This window comes from Paenibacillus sp. PvR133, from assembly GCF_017833155.1.
Lineage (GTDB): Bacteria > Bacillota > Bacilli > Paenibacillales > Paenibacillaceae > Paenibacillus > Paenibacillus polymyxa_B.
Genome location: NZ_JAFIBS010000001.1, coordinates 3,238,502 through 3,255,442 on the forward strand (window position 1 = coordinate 3,238,502; position 16,941 = coordinate 3,255,442).

Genomic DNA, 16,941 nt, shown 5'->3' on the forward strand with positions numbered 1-16,941 from the left:
GATCCTCCTTATACCATGGCTTGTTATGCCATAGTATGACCTCTTACGCCCGAAAGTATAATTTTCCTTACTGTGGGTTGGAACCTATATTTAATAAGCTGTATACAATAAGATAAAAGGCAAGGCAAACCATGATTACAGCAGTGAGGGCCATCCACTTTTTGAGAGGAGTCGGTATCGTATCACGCTTCATGATCAGCACTCCGCCCAGCGTGAAGGCCAGAATAATGAAGATGAGATAGCTGTTGGACACCATGAATAGGCTAGACCTGTTTGAAAGCGTTCATGATCCGCTGCCACTCTTCCTCATTATCTTGAAAGGACTGCTTGGGAAACCGATTTTGAGCCCAATGCATCAGCGCCGGACGGCTTAAAAACGTGTGGGCTTCCTCGCCCCAATCATCGGATATTTCCCGTAGAACGATGTAACGGCCCTGCACCTCGACAGTCATCATGTTCCAATTGTCTTTTTTGTATATTTCGTGTTTTTTCATCATATGCATGTCTCCGATTTTATAGATGTTTTGGTTCATGATACCGCAGTTTCCGCCGCAAAAGCAAATCATTCCAGCCCGAAAAACCAGGGAAAACATCAATTGCATTGTGAAAAAGCATGAAGTATAATATGGATATTCGCCATAGATGGCGGTATTTTTAGGAGGTTGTTCACTTGAAAGGTACAGTTAAATGGTTTAACGCAGAAAAAGGTTATGGCTTCATTCAAATGGATGGTGGCGAGGACGTATTCGTACATTTCTCCGCAATCCAAGGCGACGGCTTTAAAACTTTGGAAGAAGGTCAAGCGGTTGAATTCGAAATTACTGAAGGTAACCGTGGACCCCAAGCAGCTAACGTAATCAAACTGTAAGTGTAACTGAATTGTAAGAATGGTTCCGTTTCTACGGATGTCTTATATATTACGGTTAAACTATGAATTGAGAGCGCAGTTCCTTAAATTTAAGGGACTGCGCTTTTTTGCGTAAATACGTTTATGATATGAGAAGATTGAGCAGGAATAGGGTATTATACGTAATAAAACTAAGCAGAAGACATCTTAAATTGAAGGAGTTGAGAAAATGAGTGCAGCAGAGGCTAGTCGTAAGCCTTCCCTGATTGAAGGTCCTATTGCCAAAACGCTGTTTATGTTCTCTTTGCCGATGCTGTTCGGAAACATTCTGCAATCCCTGAATGGAACGATCAACTCGATCTGGGTTGGAAAGTTTCTGGGAGAAGCCGCATTGACTGCCGCTTCCAATGGAAATATTATAATGTTTTTTCTTATCAGTTCGATTTTTGGCGTCACCATGGCTGCCACTATTATGATCGGACAAAATATCGGAGCAGGAGACGTAGCTGAAACCAAGCGTGTAGTAGGTACAAGTGCAGTCTTTTTTCTGGTGCTCGCTTTTGCTATAGGTATTATCGGATTTTTGAGTGCGCCTTGGATTCTTCATGTACTCAATACACCTGCCGAATCGGTGAATATGGCGATCACGTATACACGTATTATTTTCGCAGGCATGCCCTTTTTGTACGGCTATAACTACATAATGACTGTAATGAGAGGGGCTGGAGATTCCAAAACACCATTTTATTTTCTAATCGTTTCCGTCGTACTGGATGTACTACTCAACCCGCTGTTAATATTCGGATGGGGACCGATTCCTGCTATGGGCATTGGAGGTTCCGCTACTGCTACCCTGATCGCTCAAGGGATCAGCTTTGTGTTGATCCTCATTTACCTATATCGAGTAAAATATTTTTTGTGCATTGCTTCTTCAGAGCTTCATTTACTCAGATTTGATTGGAAGATTATTTGGACCCTAATCCGTAAGGGAGTGCCGATGGGGTTGCAAATGATTGCTGTCTCCACCAGCGCGATTGCTTTAATGAATCTGATTAATGGCTACGGAACAGTGGCAGCAGCAGCTTATACAGCAGCCAATAATTTGTCCAGCTATGTGCAGATGCCGGCAATGGCGTTAGGTGCAGCCGTATCTTCCTTTGCCGCTCAAAATATCGGAGCCGGACGTTGGGATCGAGTGCGCATGACAACCTGGATTGGGATTGTGTATAATTTTGTGTTGACTGGTGGAGCTGTGGTATTAATTTACGTGTTTAACCGTCAGGCCTTGCTCATGTTCCTTCCTTCTACGGGGGGTGCATTGGAATTGGGTATGCGGATTAATCTGATCACTTTGTGGTCTTTTGTTATATTCGGTGTTACCAATGTCATTACAGGTGTTGTTCGATCAACGGGTTCCGTAATGATACCGCTTTTAATTACCATTATTTCATTATGGGGCATTCGTATACCTTTGGCCTATGCATTTGTCGATGAGTATGGTCTAGATGCTGTATGGTGGAGTTTTCCTGTTGGTTTTGCTATCTCTGCCGTAGCAGTCATTTTCTATTATGCTTTCGGGAAATGGAAGCAGGCAAGCATGGGAGAGGGAATCCAAGGGGTGAAGCCAGCAGAGGACAAGGGATAAGTAGGCGGTAGGCCATTTATACTATTTGCGATTAAAGTCTTATAAGGATAGATTTTGTGTAACTCCTATTTTTGACTAATAAAACATTACAGGTATAAAGTCTTTTTGTGAGAATAGCTCATTTTTCTTGAATTTTAAAGAAAAAAGTGAGGTTGTTCATTTGTGCTAAAAGGACGAACATATTATAATGGATATGGTTTGGATAGGTATAATTACGTAGACAACAATGTGGAGGCACCGTCATTTGAGTTATGTTGAGCAAGGACGTTATCAAGTACCGAGAGGCCCCATAGGTCTAATGAGCCGAATGTACAAGCACATTCTCCCTGAAACGAAACTAGAATTGAGTAACTGGAAGAGCAAGGCCGAACAAATTCCGGACCCTGAGCTGCGAAGCCAGGCGCTTGCGAGCATAGCGGATAAGACGTTTCACTGCGTGGGTGGGGCGGTTTATGCCGCAGCCAATATGTCTGCCCGGCAGACGCTAATTCCGCTGATCGTAGCGTATCAGACCATTAGTGATTATCTGGACAACCTGTGTGATCGTAGTACGTCCATGGACCCGGATGATTTCAGGCTGTTGCATCAGGCTATGCTGGATGCGGTTAATCCGACGGCTAGGCCAGTGAATTATTATGAGTTGCGTCGTGAGCAGGAGGATGGCGGTTATTTGACCGGGCTGGTGACAACCTGTCAGTCTTGTGTAAGCAGGCTTCCGGGCTATGAGGCGGCAATGCCTTACGTTCAGGATTTGGCGCGATTATACACGGATTTGCAAGTATACAAGCATATTAAACCCGAGCTGCGGGAACAAGCGCTTTTGGACTGGTGGTCGCTTCATAAAGACCGTACACCAGAGTTGCGCTGGAATGAGTTTGCTGCGGCTACCGGTTCAACTCTGGGGGTCTTTATGCTGTTTCTTGCTGCCAGCGACCAGCATCTGACAGATGCAGGGGCTGCCTCAATACATGCATCGTATTTTCCACATGTGTGCAGTCTTCATATTTTGCTGGATTATCTAATCGATCAAGACGAAGACCGGAAGGGCGGAGATCTTAACTTTTGCAATTATTATGAAGATACCGACATGATGCTAGACCGGATCGCCTACGTTGTGAATCGGGCGCGGGCTGATATTGCAGATGTCCCTGCCAGCTCCTTTCACCGGATGATTATCGAGGGATTGCTGGCTTTATATTTATCCGACCCTAAAGTTAGCGAGCAGCAGGACGTTCGCGCTGTTTCGAGACGTTTAATGAAAAATAGTCCGCTCATGCGTTTGTTTTTCTTATTAAACAGTCGATGGATAAGAAGGCTTATATGATTATTTTGAGGAGGTCATAAATCATGACAGCAGTTAAGAAAATTGCAGTATTAACAAGTGGTGGAGATTCACAAGGGATGAACGCGGCAGTTCGCGCCGTCGTACGTAGCGGATTGTATTTTGGACTGGAAGTATTCGGGATTCAACGCGGTTATCAAGGCCTTTTGAACGATGATATTTTTCCAATGGATCTGAGAAGCGTTGGAGATATTATCCAACGTGGGGGTACTGTACTTCAATCTGCAAGATGCCTGGAATTTACGACTGAAGAAGGGCAGAAAAAAGGCGCTCAAATTTTGCGTAACCGTGGAATTGACGGCGTAGTCGTGATTGGTGGAGACGGTTCCTATCAAGGAGCTAACAAACTGACCAAGCAGGGCATTAAAACCATGTGTCTTCCGGGTACGATTGACAATGACATTTCCTTCACGGACTACACTATTGGTTTTGATACAGCGGTTAGTATCGTAGTGGATGCAATCAACAAGCTGCGTGATACGATGTCATCCCATGAACGTTCTTCCATCGTGGAAGTTATGGGACGTCATTGCGGTGATATTGCTCTGCATGCGGGTCTGGCTTCTGGCGCAGAAACGATTTTGGTGCCTGAGGTAGAATTTGATCTGAATGAAGTATCCGATCGGATGAAACAAAACTTTAAGCATGGCAAACGCCACAGTATCATTATTGTTGCTGAGGGTGTAGGCAAAGGCGAAACAGTAGCACAGGTTATCCAAGAAAACTGTCCGGATTATGAGCCTCGTGTTACAGTGCTTGGACACATCCAACGTGGAGGCACACCAACAGCGTTTGACCGCAACCTGGCGAGCCGTTTGGGTGACTTTGCTGTTCGCCAATTGATTGAGGGCATATCTGACAAGGCTTGCGGAACGATCGACGGTAAGTTGGTAGCTACAGATATTGACAAGGTTGTAAATACCAAAAAAGATTTCAATATGGAGCTTTATGAGCTGGCCTTGCGTTTGTCCCAATAATAAGAGCCTTTATGTAAAATAGATCGGCTCTGATATTGGAAAAGATCAAAATTATGCGGATGACCCGAGTCATCCGCTATTTTTTTAGCTTTGAATCCTATCAGGAGGTAGTCATACATGTACCTATTCAAAATCGAAGTGGACAGTTCGGAAGGAACGCTGACCGTCATTCTCGCTGCTGAAAATGAAGAACAGGCATTTGAGGAGATTGAACAACATGTGGAGAGACACTTTCTATTTCCTCCCAAGCTGAACGAAGTGGCGATTGTGGAGAAAAAACGAATAACTTTAGGCGCAGCATATGTAATCGAGACACGCAAAGGCTAAATAGCCTCTGCGTGTTGTTTTTTTTCGGAGAAACGACGTTGTACTTTCACCAGACGCCAGAGAAGTAAAATAGCGCCTACTGCCAACCCTGTAATCAAACCGATCCAATAGCCGTAGGGCCCCAATGAAGTCCAGCGTGCCAGTATATATCCTACAGGAAGCCCAATGACCCAATAGGAGAGGAATGTGAGCAAAAAGGCTGGATTGACGTCTTTATACCCGCGTAGCGCTCCTTGTGTAGGTGTAGCGACAGCATCAGATATCTGAAAGAAAATCGCATAGATTAGAAAATGCTGTGCCAATTGAATGACCTGCGGATCGGTGGAGTAAAGTCGAGCAACCTGTTCACCCCAGATAAGCAGTACAATAGCTGTAATCAGTGATAGACCTACTGCGCTGCTGATACCCATTACACTATAAGCTTTGGCATCCCGCGGGCGAGTAGCTCCTGTTTCATAGCCAACCAGAATCGTAAGTGCCATGCAAATGCTGAGTGGAATCATATACAGCGTAGATGCAAAGTTCATGGCGGCCTGATGTGCGGCTATGGTAGCTGTATTATAACTGCTCATGAAGAGGGTGACGGCTGAAAAGACGGCAGTCTCAAAAAATATAGCAAATCCAATCGGTACTCCAATCTTGATGAGCTCTTTCAAAGCACCAGCAGCAATCCCGTATATTTTGTTAAAGATTCGGTATTCGGCAAATATTTTTCCACGATGCGCAGTGATACCGGCAACCAGCATGATGATCCAGTAGGTGGTCGCCGTCGCTACCCCGGAACCCACACCCCCCAGACGCGGAAAACCCCAGTTTCCATAAATAAGTAGATAATTTAACAATACATTGATGGGTAACGACATGAGCGTGATTAACATCGTAAAGCGGGTTTGTCCCAATGCATCCATAAAGCTTCGGAGCACAGTGTAGGCAAATAGAGGAACAATCCCGAAGGCCATGGCACAAAGGTAGTATATGGCCACATTATGAACTCTCAGTTCCAAATTCATACCGTTCAAAATAGGTTTGACCAAAATAATGCCAGCAATCAAAACGACCATAGACAGGGCGAGAGAGAGCCAAAGTGCTTGAATGACATAGTAGGAGACTTTATCTTTGCGCTGTGCTCCTACCAATTGAGATACAATGGGCGTGATAGCCATAAGTATTCCATTAAGGCCTGTTTGTACAGGAACCCATAGGCTTACTCCAATGGCTACTCCAGCCAGATCGGCAGGGGAAAAGTGCCCTGACATATTCGTATCGAAAAAAGTCATGGCAGATAGTGCAAGCTGGGTAATCAGGATAGGGAGCAAAATGTAGAAAAGCTGCTTCCATTTCTGCCCCGTTGTTAGTGTCAATTGCATTTTTGTTTTCCTCATTTACTAGGGATTGATTATTTGTATATATCATAACATGTAAGTATTTATTGTAAGGGATACCGCTACATTTGAACAGTAATAAAAAAGACTGCACCCGTTCGCCAAACAACGGGACAGCCTTCGAAATAATTATATAATTTCTAAATCTTGTATAAGAGAACGAGATGTCCGGAGGGATAAATTATTTGTAAGTTACTCCACTTGTATAGCGGTTTGTGGCATTCCAGAGTAAATATTCATCCACTTTCATATCCTTAAGCGCGCGAATTTGATCCTCTACTTGAGTTTTCCCATACTTGGCATAATGTCCGCTCCCCAACCAACTTGCGGTAAAATCCTGGATCCAAGGACGAATAATTGGCTTTAGCTTGCCCGTCGGATCGAGCTTTTTGTGGGTATCGGCCATGGAGCCTTTAATCGTCTGGTAAGGATTCTTATCGGGATCTTTTACACCGAACCAGCCTGTGGTGTAGTGACTTGGATAAACCATGGGCGAAATGACATCCACATTTTCGGAGATTTTAGTGAAATCCTGTCCGATCCCCTCCGCAGCAGGAACGGATGCGGCATATCCGAAAATATCTACCGATACTCGCACACCTAATGGAGCAAGCTCTTTGCGGGCATATTGTACGAATTCAGCGACTGCATCCGAGCGGGATTGATCTGATTTGGTATATTTCAGCTTGTCTGCTCTTTTCTCAAAGCCTTCGGGGAAACGTACATAGTCAAATTGAATTTCCTTAAAACCAAGTTTGGCTGCTTCCTTAGCGATGGCGATATTATAATCCCATACTTCTTTATTATAGGGATTAACGAACCCGTCTCCTTTGCCGTTTTTCCAGACAGAGCCGTCAGGGTTACGGAAAGACATCTCGGGATTTTTGTTGGCCAGTACCGTATCTTTAAATACGACAATACGAGCAATCGGGTAAACATTATGCTTTTTCAATCGGTCCATCAAACCGGAAATATCCCGAATGAATTTTTGCGGCTTGCCCAATTTGAGCAGCTCGGGAGTGGTCGTTGGATAAGTGATGTAACCTGCATCGTCTTTAATATCAATAACCATGGAATTGAGCTCTGTCTTGTCAAGCAGTTCAAGCAACTGGGTCATACGCGAACCGCCTGCGCTATAAGCCGTGACATAGATGCCCTTGATAGCAGGAGTCGTCGGTTGTGGGTCAATTTTAACCGAAGGATTGGAGGCATCCACCTTCATATTATTGTGCTGAGCCTGAATCATGGCGCTGCTAATTGTTGTTGCCACCGTATCTTTTACATTTGGAGCGTTGGCTGACTGATCCCCGTTTCCGCCTATCCCCATCGCCAATAGCATAATTGCCCAAATCATATTCATTTCCTAACTCTCTCCCTTATGTATGTCGCTTACCTGATTATACGTAAAGTTATGTATCGAAAAACAACACGCTTGTAACCAATACTGGAATCATCAGGCACAGTCTTACATGATTAACCCAACCGGTGCTCATTGAATCCATAAAAATGCATAAATAATGCCGCTCTCTTCGCGGTCGTAGATGCAACCGGAAGAAGCGGCACTTGGTAAAGAAATTTATTGAAGATAATTATTGTCTTGATGCTCGCAAATACTGTACTGAATAATTTCTAGCGCATCCGTTGGCTTGAGTATGGCCATCCCGTCCCGAAGCACAATCATCGAGTTCAGCTCATCCTTTTTGAGAGAAGGGAGCATTTCCGGGTACCATCTTAAGACAATGTCGGACAGTTTTACCGTTTCCATTTCCACAAAAATCACCCTTTCCTGCTCGGAATCATTCCAAAAGAATCATTCAATACGATTCGGAAAAGCAAAGTGCCTGTGAAATAGCAGGTAAAGCTGGTCTTTATATACTATGGGAACAGCGCACATATAGTGTACCACAGAAACTGTATTTTGACACTTGGGTTTGTGCTTATCTTCGGCGAAATGAACCCATCACCCCAACTGTTTCCACAATATTGACAAAAGCAGAAGGGTCCACTTCTTTAATGATGCGTTTTAATTCAACTAGCTCGTAGCGTGTCGTGACAGTCATCAGCATGTCCTTTTCGGTATGTGAAAATGCGCCTTCAATTTTTATTTTGCTAACACCGCGTGGTGTGGTCAACATCCGCTCCAGTAGCTTGTCGGTGTGTTCTGTAATAATGTAGACGGTAATCTTCGTGTGACTGACATAGATTTGATCCAATACCTTGCCAGTCACAAAAATAGATAGCATCGACGCAAGTGCAATATTCCAATCATCGTTCAAATATCCTGCTGCAAGAATGACCAGTCCATTCATGCCAACAAGTACAGTTCCTACGGGGAAGTCACGATAACGAGTGACGATGGAACCGATAATGTCAAAACCGCCCGTGGACCCTCCTACCCGAAAGGAAATTCCTGCTCCAACGCCGATCATTACCCCACCAAAAACGGAGGCCAGCAGGGGGTCCGACACGACAGATTGCACCGGCACCCACGCCAAAATCCACGTTGTAACGACAACGGATAAAATGCTCAGGCTAATAAAACGCTTGCCTAAAATAAACCAGCCTGCAATAAGCATCGGGATATTAATAATAAAATACATCGCGCTGATATCAAATTTTGTGAAGTAGCCGATTAACATGGAAAGCCCGGCTACTCCTCCGCTCAGCAAGTGGTGTGGCACGAGAAACAGATTAAAACCGCATGCAATGGCAGCGGCTCCAAAAATGACAGTTAAGCAGTTTAACACTATTTTTAACAACTTAATTTCACCTCATTTAAATTATACGGGAAGCAACTTGCTGGTATTCATGAATTGTTCTGTGCTATAATGCGATGTGGATATTCTTGAGTAGGGACCTATGTCCAGAGAAACACTTAAAATTTAAACTGTTTTAAAAAGGATAAATTCGTTTAAGATGTATCGGATAGGTTCCCCAAATTCATTACAGAAAGATGCAGTTATAGGTCTAAATAAACTGTCACTGTATTGGGGAAAACTTATACAATAATATCGCTACTTAAGAATACAGACAACATTGTGGATTGTCCACCACATCCACCATTATGAAGGAGTTTGAATAAATTTGACGACATTTGCAGAATTTGATCTTGAACCGAAAGTAATTCAGGCGATTACAGAACTGGGTTTTGAAGAAGCAACACCAATTCAATCCCAATCCATCCCGATTGCACTGCAAGGCAGAGACATGATTGGCCAAGCCCAAACAGGTACTGGTAAAACTGCTGCGTTTGGTATTCCGCTGATCAACAAAATTTCTAGAAGCGACGAAAAAATCAGAGCCCTGATCATGGCACCAACACGTGAGCTTGCTATCCAGGTAGCTGAAGAAATCGAAAAACTCTCCCGTTTCAAAGGTCTTCGTACTTTGCCAATCTATGGTGGACAAGATATCGTACGCCAGATTCGTGCTTTGAAAAAGAAACCTCAAATTATTATTGGTACGCCAGGACGCTTGCTTGACCATATTAATCGCAAAACCATCAAGCTGGAAGATGTAAACACAGTTGTTTTGGATGAAGCAGATGAAATGTTGGATATGGGCTTCATGGAAGATATTCAATCCATTCTGAAGCAAGTTCCAGACGAGCGCCAAACGATGCTTTTCTCGGCTACAATGCCTCCTAATATTAAAAGATTGGCTGAGCAATTCCTCAAAAATCCTGAGCATGTTTCAGTTATTCCTAAACAAGTTAGTGCTCCACTGATTGATCAGGCCTATATCGAAGTTCCTGAGCGTCAAAAATTCGAAGCATTGAGCCGTTTGATCGACATGGAATCCCCAGAACTTGCTATCGTATTTGGTCGTACCAAGCGTCGGGTAGACGAGCTGGCTGAAGCTCTGCAAAAACGCGGATATTCTGCAGACGGTTTGCATGGTGACTTGTCTCAAAACCAACGTGATGCTGTAATGCGTAAATTCCGTGACGGAAGCATCGATGTGCTCGTAGCGACTGACGTAGCTGCCCGTGGTTTGGACGTTTCCGGCGTAACTCACGTTGTGAACTTTGACCTTCCGCAAGATCCAGAAAGCTATGTTCACCGTATTGGACGTACTGGACGTGCAGGTAAAGAAGGGGAAGCTTGGTCTTTCGTAACGCCTCGTGAAATTGACCATTTGCACTTTATCGAACGTGTAACTCGTCACCGCATTCCACGCAAGCCGCTTCCAACGTTGGCTGAAGCTCTGGAAGGCAAACAACGTATCATTGCTGAACGTCTCCTAGAGGCTGTAGAAAGCGGTGAGCTGAACGAGTACAAAGGTTTGGCTATTCAAATGCTGGAGCAATATGATTCTGTACAACTTCTCTCCGCAGCTCTGAAACTGATGACTGGTGAGAAAAGAGAAGCATCGATTGAGTTGACTCCAGAAGATCCGATCCGTGCAAAACGTCGTAAACCAGACGTGCGTTCTGGCGGTCGCAAGCCTTCCAACTATAGCGGTCGCAGCAATGGTGGTTACAATTCCAACCGTTCTGGCGGTACCGGCGGTAGTGGAAGTAAAGGTGGATATGGCGGTTACAACCGTGGCAAAGAAGGCGGTGGCTACAACCGTGATTCAGGAAGCCGCTACAGTGGAGATCGTAAACCACGCCCGAGCAGCAATGGAGAAACTCGTCGTCCTGCAAGACGTGAAGATTCCTCTTCCGAATAAGAAATGAAATAATGAAAAGTCGAAGCAGATGAAGCTTCGGCTTTTTTGTTATGATTGATCAGTATGAATGAACCTTTTAGCGATCTGCTTTAATGGGTCATGTATTGATTTCTCTGGCGTATTAGGGCTGAAATACGGTATGATATAGTCAAGAGCCGGAATTTATAGGCATAGCAACATGAGTCTTGGAACTGCCAAGGCTTGCGGAGGGAGAGACTGACATTGGAGTTTAAAGGAGCTATGGGTGGTATTTACCGCCTGACCGAGTGGATTACCCGACTGGCGGCTACAAATTTGTTATGGGTGTTATGTTCGTCGCCCTTTGTATTCTGCCTCATACTGAAACTACTTGTAATGAATCAGAATTTGGCTAATGAGTCTTTACAAATGAACTGGGCGATGGCTATTTTGGCACCGCTTACTTTATTTCCAGCCACATCGGCTATGTTCACAGTGGTTCGCAAATGGGTAATGGGTGATACCGATACGGGCGTGTTTCGTACCTTTTTTAAAGGGTATAAAGAGAATTATAAGCAGAGTCTGATCGGGGGTATCTTTTACACATTGCTGTTTGTCATCATGTATGTGGATTATACCGTATATATGACACAACTCAGCAACTTGCAAATCGTGGGCGTAATTATGCTTATTCTTATCATTATTTTGCTTGTGTCTATGTTTAACTTCTTTTCGATGGTGGCTCATTATCATATGTCTACCGGACAAATTATTAAAAATGCGGTTTTATTGACGCTGATTCGACCATTCCGTGTATTTTCCACCATGCTCGGCAGCGCCGTTGTTATATTTATTGGAGTCAAATATCCTGTGCTTTTCCTATTCTTCATCGGCAGCGTGGTTGCCTGGTTCGCTTTCTTTAATTTTTATGGAACATTCCTCAAAATGCAAGATCAAATGGAAAAGATGAAGCAGAAAGATGAAGATACGGCAACCATTGAAGACAAGAAAAGTGATAACCTCTAAAAATAAAACATATTTCTCCTAGCATTTACTTTCTGAGTGAGAAGCGCTATAATAAGGTCACATCCTGCGATGCACGTTACGGTCATTTGTTGTTTTGAACCAATGACAATGTCTAGGGAGATCTATACGGATGAACAGCTGAAAAGCCCTGTCAATTCCTGACAAGGGGACTTCAAAAGTTTATTCTGCGGTCACCCACCTGCTAAAGCAGGTTCAGAAGACGCTATGGTCGGACGGCATCGGCGGGTACTCCAAAGATAATGAATACACTCTGTTCATGCTTCGTGCAGAAACAGGGTGTTTTTTGTATGTAACAATGTTAAACTAAGACATGAGGTACTAAGGTCGCATACCACAGGTATGGTCGGTTAAATTTTTGTTGTTTAACGTTTTTATAAAGCGCTTGCAGCAAAAAAACCGATGTGCTGCATTATGGCAACGATTATCGTGAAGGAGGAAATGTCTTGTCGTTGAAGAGGACTCTGGTAGGGATTGTGCGCAGCCAAGAAGGTACAAGCGACCGGGTCAAGGACCCCCAAATGAAGACACGCTATTATAACTTATCGAGAGACAAGGCTTGGGAAGAAGTATCATCTATTTTGAAAAAAATTCCTGGCTACAAGGTACTCCATGAGGTAGCATCCGTAGGTGAGATTACGTTAGAGAAGCGAACGGCGTTCGGTAGAACTGTCGACATTACCGTTTCTATATTGTCCGTCTCGCCAGTTCGGAGTGCGGTGGATATTTATTCTGCTTCGCGCGGATCGCTAGGGGACTTGGGCGCGAATTACCGCATCATTTTGCAACTGTTCGCTGTGATTGACAAGAAGCTGTCCGCTCATAAGGTCGTGCAGTAATTGTAGATGTGTGAGCAGTGATGTGGCAGACAAACGTCAAAAAAAGCGAGGAAGGCAACCCTTCACTCGCTTTTTTAATATTCAGTCTTGATTTAGACGAGTTTTTTCACTGCTGCAATCGCTTGCTCATAGTCAGGGTGCTCGGACATTTCGCTCAAGTATTCTACGTAAGCGATTTTATCATTTTGATCAATCACAAAAATAGCTCTATGATCCAAATGGAATTCCTTGATGAACACACCATAAGCTTCGCCGAAGGAATGATCCTTATAGTCGGACAGTGTCAATACGCGGTCGATACCGGCAGCACCGCACCAACGAGCTTGAGCGAAAGGCAGATCGACGCTGACAGTCAGCACTACGACTTGATCCCCAAGGGAATCAGCTTCCTGGTTAAAACGTCGAGTCTGTGCGTCACACACGCCTGTATCCAAAGAAGGAACAACACTGATCAATTTGACTTTGCCTGCAAAGTCTTGGAGCGTAGCTGCTTCTAGCAGGTTTTTCTGTAATTTGAAATCAGGTGCCTGATCTCCAACCTTCAGTTCAGGACCTAAGAGTGTCAAAGGATTGCCTTTAAAAGTAGCAGCTCCTGTACGTTCTTGTGCCATATGTAATAGCCTCCTTGGTTTTTAGCATTGGTTATCGTTGCCGAAATCTATTATAATCTTTTATAAAAGACATTGTCCAATTTGAATAAGGTGGAGACACCCATGAAGGAAGGATTGCCTTGATTTTTTTACGTTATGAGAACTGGAAAAGTTATTTGCGGTTTTACCCAGTAACCTGTCTGATTTTGCTCATTAATATTGTGATGTTTATTGTACTCACCGTACAGGGTGGATCGGAAAATAGTTTGACGTTGATCCGATATGGAGCTTTGATTAATGAAGCGCCATTCACTGATCAACTGTGGCGATATGTATCAGCTATGTTTTTACATGCAGGGTTTGATCATCTTCTGTTCAATTCCTTCGCCATACTCGTCTTCGCTCCTCCGCTGGAGCGTTTGCTGGGGTCCTTCCGCTATGTGTTATTGTATCTGGTCACGGGCATTGTAGGGAACATACTGTCCATCGCGCATTACAATATGATGACGGAAACGACAGTCTCTGTAGGAGCTTCAGGAGCGATTTATGGCATCTATGGAGCATTCCTATACGTTGCCCTGTTCCAGCGGTCACTGATGGATGACGCCTCGCGTAAAACGCTGTACACGCTGCTTGGGTTTGGTATCCTGTTTTCTTTCGCTGTAGCGAACATTAACTGGACCGCTCACTTCGGGGGATTGCTCAGTGGGTTTTTCCTTTATGGATTAATGATCAGATTGACTGGCCAACGCAAACGTCACTAAAGACAGTTTTACGGTAAGTTAGCAGGGCAAGAAAGAGGATGATGTTCGATTGACGTCTTCTTCTGGATGTTGAAAAACAGATTGGAGCGAATATCGGAGTGGAATTACGACAGTTGCAATACTTCATGAAGGTAGCGCAAAAAGAACATGTCACTCAGGCAGCCGAGGAGCTACATGTGGCGCAATCTGCGGTAAGTCGGCAAATTCATCAGCTTGAAGAGGAGCTGGGAGTCAATCTTTTTATGCAAAAGGGTCGCAATTTGCAGCTTACGCCAGTGGGACAACTATTTTGCAAACGGGTTGAGACGATTATAAAAGATCTAGAGCGAGCTGTTTTAGAAGTTCATGAGTTTTTGGATCCTGAGGGGGGCGAAATCCGCATCGGTTTTCCGCACAGTTTGGGGATTCATCTTATTCCTACGGTGGTGGCTGAATTCCGAAAGCGGTATCCCAATGTTAAATTCAGATTTAAACAGGGGATGTACCCGAGTTTAATTCGTGATGTGTTAGCGGGTGAGGTGGATTTGGCTTTTGTATCTCCTTTTCCGGATCGTCATGATCATGTAGAGGGGGATGTGGTGCTGACCGAGGAGTTGTTTGCTGTTCTCCCGCCCAATCATCCTTTAGCTACGGCCAAACACATTACGCTGAGTCAGCTTAAAGGAGAAAAATTCATCCTGTTCAGAGATGGATATTCGTTACGTCCGATTGTCTGGCAGGCTTGTCTGGAGGCAGGGTTTACGCCGGATATCGCTTTTGAAGGTGAAGAGACAGATACGATTCGCGGATTAGTTGCGGCTGGTATGGGAGTCAGTCTTTTGCCTGAAATGGCGTTGTTTCAGACCAACCCGCTTCAACCTGCAAGAGTGTCGATTGTTGATCCAGAGGTCACGCGAACTATTGGCTTGATTCATCGCAGAGATGACAAACTACCCTTAGTTGCAAAGTCATTCCGAACTTTTTTGTTGCAATATTTTGGCCTTAAAGGTAGTGCTGCTACTCCGAATGGAAGTGCTAAAGCGGATTTAGGGCAGTGAGTATAGCTGATTGGTTTTAGATAAAGGAAAAAGGTTGTTCCTCTTGGTAGAGGAACAACCTTTTTTTTGTAATACAAGCAATTAATCCCGGCTGTTAAAGATACCGATTAAGCGGATTAGTTCCAGCAAGGAAACGAGAGCTGCAGCCACATAAGTTAATGCAGCAGCATTTAATACTTTGGCTATACCCCGTTCTTCATCACTACGGATAAACCCTTCGGAAACCATAATTTCTCGGGCGCGGTTGGAAGCATTGAATTCAACCGGTAATGTAATTAATTGAAAAGCGACAGTAGCCGAGAAAAAGATGATACCCAAGCCAATCAGGTTCGTGTAGCTGAATAAGAAACCGGCAATCAGCAGAAACGGTGCAATCCCGGAAGCGAAGTTTACGATCGGAAAGATCCGGTGACGGAGTGCCAGCATGGGATAATGCTCTTTATGCTGAATGGCATGACCAACCTCGTGACAAGCTACGGCAACTGCGGAAATGGATTTTTCATAATAAACGGGCTCGGACAGCCGTACGACTCTTTGCATTGGATCATAATGGTCAGATAACGCACCAGGTACTGGTTCAATAGGCACATCATGCAAACCATTGCGATCCAGCATGTGCCGAGCTGCATCATAACCGGTCAACCCATTTTCGTTTGGGACATCAGACCATTTATTAAAAGTACCTTTTACACGGAATTGCGCCCATAAGGATAATCCGAACGCAAGAATAATCAATATATACATACCCATCATAAAGCAACCCTCCATTATTGTTCATCACTAGCCCGGGCATCTACATCATAGAACTATGCTCCAGCAGATACTTCAGAGCTTCGATACAAGCGGCGCTTTGTGGTAGTAGACCAGTAAGCAACTTGCGCGCTTGAACGGGCTTGAGCTGCCCCAGAAGAGGCTGTAGTTCATTGACTTCACGTTCCAGACGCTGCATGTGCATCTCTAGACTCGTTAGTTTGTCCGTGACGTGCTCTTCCCCCGCGACCGAGTTCCATTTAATCAGTGTCTGTCTGATTTCCTCGAGGCTATATTTCTCTTGTTTCATTTGGTTAATACGTTCAAGCCTGTTTAAGGTTTCATCATTATAAAGCCGATAATTTTTCAATGATCGTTCTTCAGGTGTGATTAAACCAAGCTTTGTGTAATAATCAATAGTTCGTTCGCTGACACCAGCCGCCTTGGCTAGCTCACCAATTCGATACAGCTTCATATCCCCATCTGTCTTCACCTCGCGCTCTTCGTTCAACCTTCAATATTAGCATTTGCAAACGGAGTGTTTATAAAGAATATTTTACATGATTCCCAACCATACAGTCAAACGTCATGCTTTTTTTCGGACAGAAACAAGCTACTTTTATAGTTAGTAAATGTGACATAGATTGTTTGGGACCATATTTTTTTAACATAATAAAAAAAATCTTGTCAACTTTCATGTATTCTGATTATAATGACAATAAGAATTTCACGAAATGTAAAGAAACTTAACATTCGAGGGAGTGG

The 16,941-nt window shown here is 44.1% G+C and carries 19 protein-coding genes and 1 other RNA gene; 11 read left to right on the forward strand and 9 right to left on the reverse strand.

Features of this window, described 5'->3' with window-relative positions:
* Positions 1-67 precede the first annotated feature (67 nt).
* Positions 68-256 (reverse strand): hypothetical protein, encoded by a 189-nt coding sequence (locus JOE49_RS26350; RefSeq protein WP_025715827.1) that lies wholly within the window; start codon positions 254-256, stop codon positions 68-70.
* A gap of 7 nt (positions 257-263) precedes the next feature.
* Complete coding sequence (locus JOE49_RS14315; protein WP_013309704.1) at positions 264-497, reverse strand: hypothetical protein; 234 nt, start codon at positions 495-497, stop codon at positions 264-266.
* 173 nt (positions 498-670) lie between these two features.
* On the opposite strand from JOE49_RS14315, the gene JOE49_RS14320 reads away from it, so the two are divergent.
* The 5 genes from JOE49_RS14320 to JOE49_RS14340 all read left to right on the forward strand — a co-directional run bounded on the left by JOE49_RS14320 (position 671) and on the right by JOE49_RS14340 (position 5,138).
* Entirely contained in the window at positions 671-868 is a 198-nt protein-coding gene (locus tag JOE49_RS14320) for a cold shock domain-containing protein (RefSeq protein WP_013309706.1), read from the forward strand.
* A 208-nt stretch (positions 869-1,076) separates the two neighbouring features.
* Positions 1,077-2,492 carry an MATE family efflux transporter gene (locus JOE49_RS14325; RefSeq protein ID WP_209941628.1) on the forward strand — a complete coding sequence of 472 codons (1,416 nt, stop codon included), beginning with the start codon at positions 1,077-1,079 and terminating at the stop codon, positions 2,490-2,492.
* Positions 2,493-2,736: 244 nt separating this feature from the next.
* Positions 2,737-3,816, forward strand: a complete 1,080-nt coding sequence (locus tag JOE49_RS14330; RefSeq protein ID WP_013309708.1) for a tetraprenyl-beta-curcumene synthase family protein — start codon at positions 2,737-2,739, stop codon at positions 3,814-3,816.
* Between the two features lie 23 nt (positions 3,817-3,839).
* The gene (gene pfkA / locus JOE49_RS14335) at positions 3,840-4,811 is read left to right on the forward strand and encodes a 6-phosphofructokinase (protein ID WP_023988013.1); all 972 of its coding nucleotides are present in this window, start codon (positions 3,840-3,842) and stop codon (positions 4,809-4,811) included.
* A gap of 117 nt (positions 4,812-4,928) precedes the next feature.
* A complete protein-coding gene (locus JOE49_RS14340) occupies positions 4,929-5,138 on the forward strand; it encodes a DUF3906 family protein (RefSeq protein WP_209941630.1) in 210 nt (69 codons plus the stop codon).
* Here the strand turns inward: JOE49_RS14340 and JOE49_RS14345 are convergent.
* The 4 genes from JOE49_RS14345 to JOE49_RS14360 all read right to left on the reverse strand — a co-directional run bounded on the left by JOE49_RS14345 (position 5,135) and on the right by JOE49_RS14360 (position 9,279).
* Positions 5,135-6,505, reverse strand: a complete 1,371-nt coding sequence (locus JOE49_RS14345; RefSeq protein WP_023988015.1) for an MATE family efflux transporter — start codon at positions 6,503-6,505, stop codon at positions 5,135-5,137. The genes JOE49_RS14340 and JOE49_RS14345 overlap by 4 nt on opposite strands.
* A gap of 196 nt (positions 6,506-6,701) precedes the next feature.
* The gene (locus tag JOE49_RS14350) at positions 6,702-7,880 is read right to left on the reverse strand and encodes a putative glycoside hydrolase (protein WP_209941631.1); all 1,179 of its coding nucleotides are present in this window, start codon (positions 7,878-7,880) and stop codon (positions 6,702-6,704) included.
* Positions 7,881-8,096: 216 nt separating this feature from the next.
* Entirely contained in the window at positions 8,097-8,285 is a 189-nt protein-coding gene (locus tag JOE49_RS14355) for a hypothetical protein (RefSeq protein ID WP_080683009.1), read from the reverse strand.
* 172 nt (positions 8,286-8,457) lie between these two features.
* Positions 8,458-9,279, reverse strand: a complete 822-nt coding sequence (locus JOE49_RS14360; protein WP_023988017.1) for a YitT family protein — start codon at positions 9,277-9,279, stop codon at positions 8,458-8,460.
* Between the two features lie 325 nt (positions 9,280-9,604).
* Here JOE49_RS14360 and cshA point away from each other — a divergent pair, with 325 nt between their 5' ends.
* The 4 genes from cshA to JOE49_RS14380 all read left to right on the forward strand — a co-directional run bounded on the left by cshA (position 9,605) and on the right by JOE49_RS14380 (position 13,035).
* The gene (gene cshA / locus JOE49_RS14365; RefSeq protein ID WP_023988018.1) at positions 9,605-11,194 is read left to right on the forward strand and encodes a degradosome RNA helicase CshA; all 1,590 of its coding nucleotides are present in this window, start codon (positions 9,605-9,607) and stop codon (positions 11,192-11,194) included.
* Positions 11,195-11,416: 222 nt separating this feature from the next.
* On the forward strand, positions 11,417-12,178 hold the full coding sequence (locus JOE49_RS14370) for a YesL family protein (RefSeq protein ID WP_023988019.1): 762 nt from the start codon (positions 11,417-11,419) through the stop codon (positions 12,176-12,178).
* 58 nt (positions 12,179-12,236) lie between these two features.
* A non-coding RNA gene (gene ssrS, locus JOE49_RS14375) (6S RNA) lies at positions 12,237-12,431 on the forward strand.
* A gap of 211 nt (positions 12,432-12,642) precedes the next feature.
* Positions 12,643-13,035, forward strand: coding sequence for a DUF1499 domain-containing protein (locus JOE49_RS14380; protein ID WP_013309718.1), 393 nt, complete (start codon positions 12,643-12,645; stop codon positions 13,033-13,035).
* 92 nt (positions 13,036-13,127) lie between these two features.
* On the opposite strand, the gene tpx is transcribed toward JOE49_RS14380, so the two are convergent.
* Positions 13,128-13,646 (reverse strand): thiol peroxidase, encoded by a 519-nt coding sequence (gene tpx, locus JOE49_RS14385; RefSeq protein ID WP_053325164.1) that lies wholly within the window; start codon positions 13,644-13,646, stop codon positions 13,128-13,130.
* Between the two features lie 119 nt (positions 13,647-13,765).
* On the opposite strand from tpx, the gene JOE49_RS14390 reads away from it, so the two are divergent.
* Positions 13,766-14,389 (forward strand): rhomboid family intramembrane serine protease, encoded by a 624-nt coding sequence (locus JOE49_RS14390; protein ID WP_023988021.1) that lies wholly within the window; start codon positions 13,766-13,768, stop codon positions 14,387-14,389.
* Positions 14,390-14,487: 98 nt separating this feature from the next.
* The gene (gene gltC, locus JOE49_RS14395) at positions 14,488-15,426 is read left to right on the forward strand and encodes a glutamate biosynthesis transcriptional regulator GltC (RefSeq protein WP_023988022.1); all 939 of its coding nucleotides are present in this window, start codon (positions 14,488-14,490) and stop codon (positions 15,424-15,426) included.
* Positions 15,427-15,507: 81 nt separating this feature from the next.
* Here the strand turns inward: gltC and JOE49_RS14400 are convergent, their stop codons facing one another.
* Positions 15,508-16,179 (reverse strand): zinc metallopeptidase, encoded by a 672-nt coding sequence (locus JOE49_RS14400; protein WP_023988023.1) that lies wholly within the window; start codon positions 16,177-16,179, stop codon positions 15,508-15,510.
* Positions 16,180-16,219: 40 nt separating this feature from the next.
* The gene (locus JOE49_RS14405; protein ID WP_023988024.1) at positions 16,220-16,651 is read right to left on the reverse strand and encodes a MerR family transcriptional regulator; all 432 of its coding nucleotides are present in this window, start codon (positions 16,649-16,651) and stop codon (positions 16,220-16,222) included.
* Positions 16,652-16,941 lie beyond the last annotated feature (290 nt).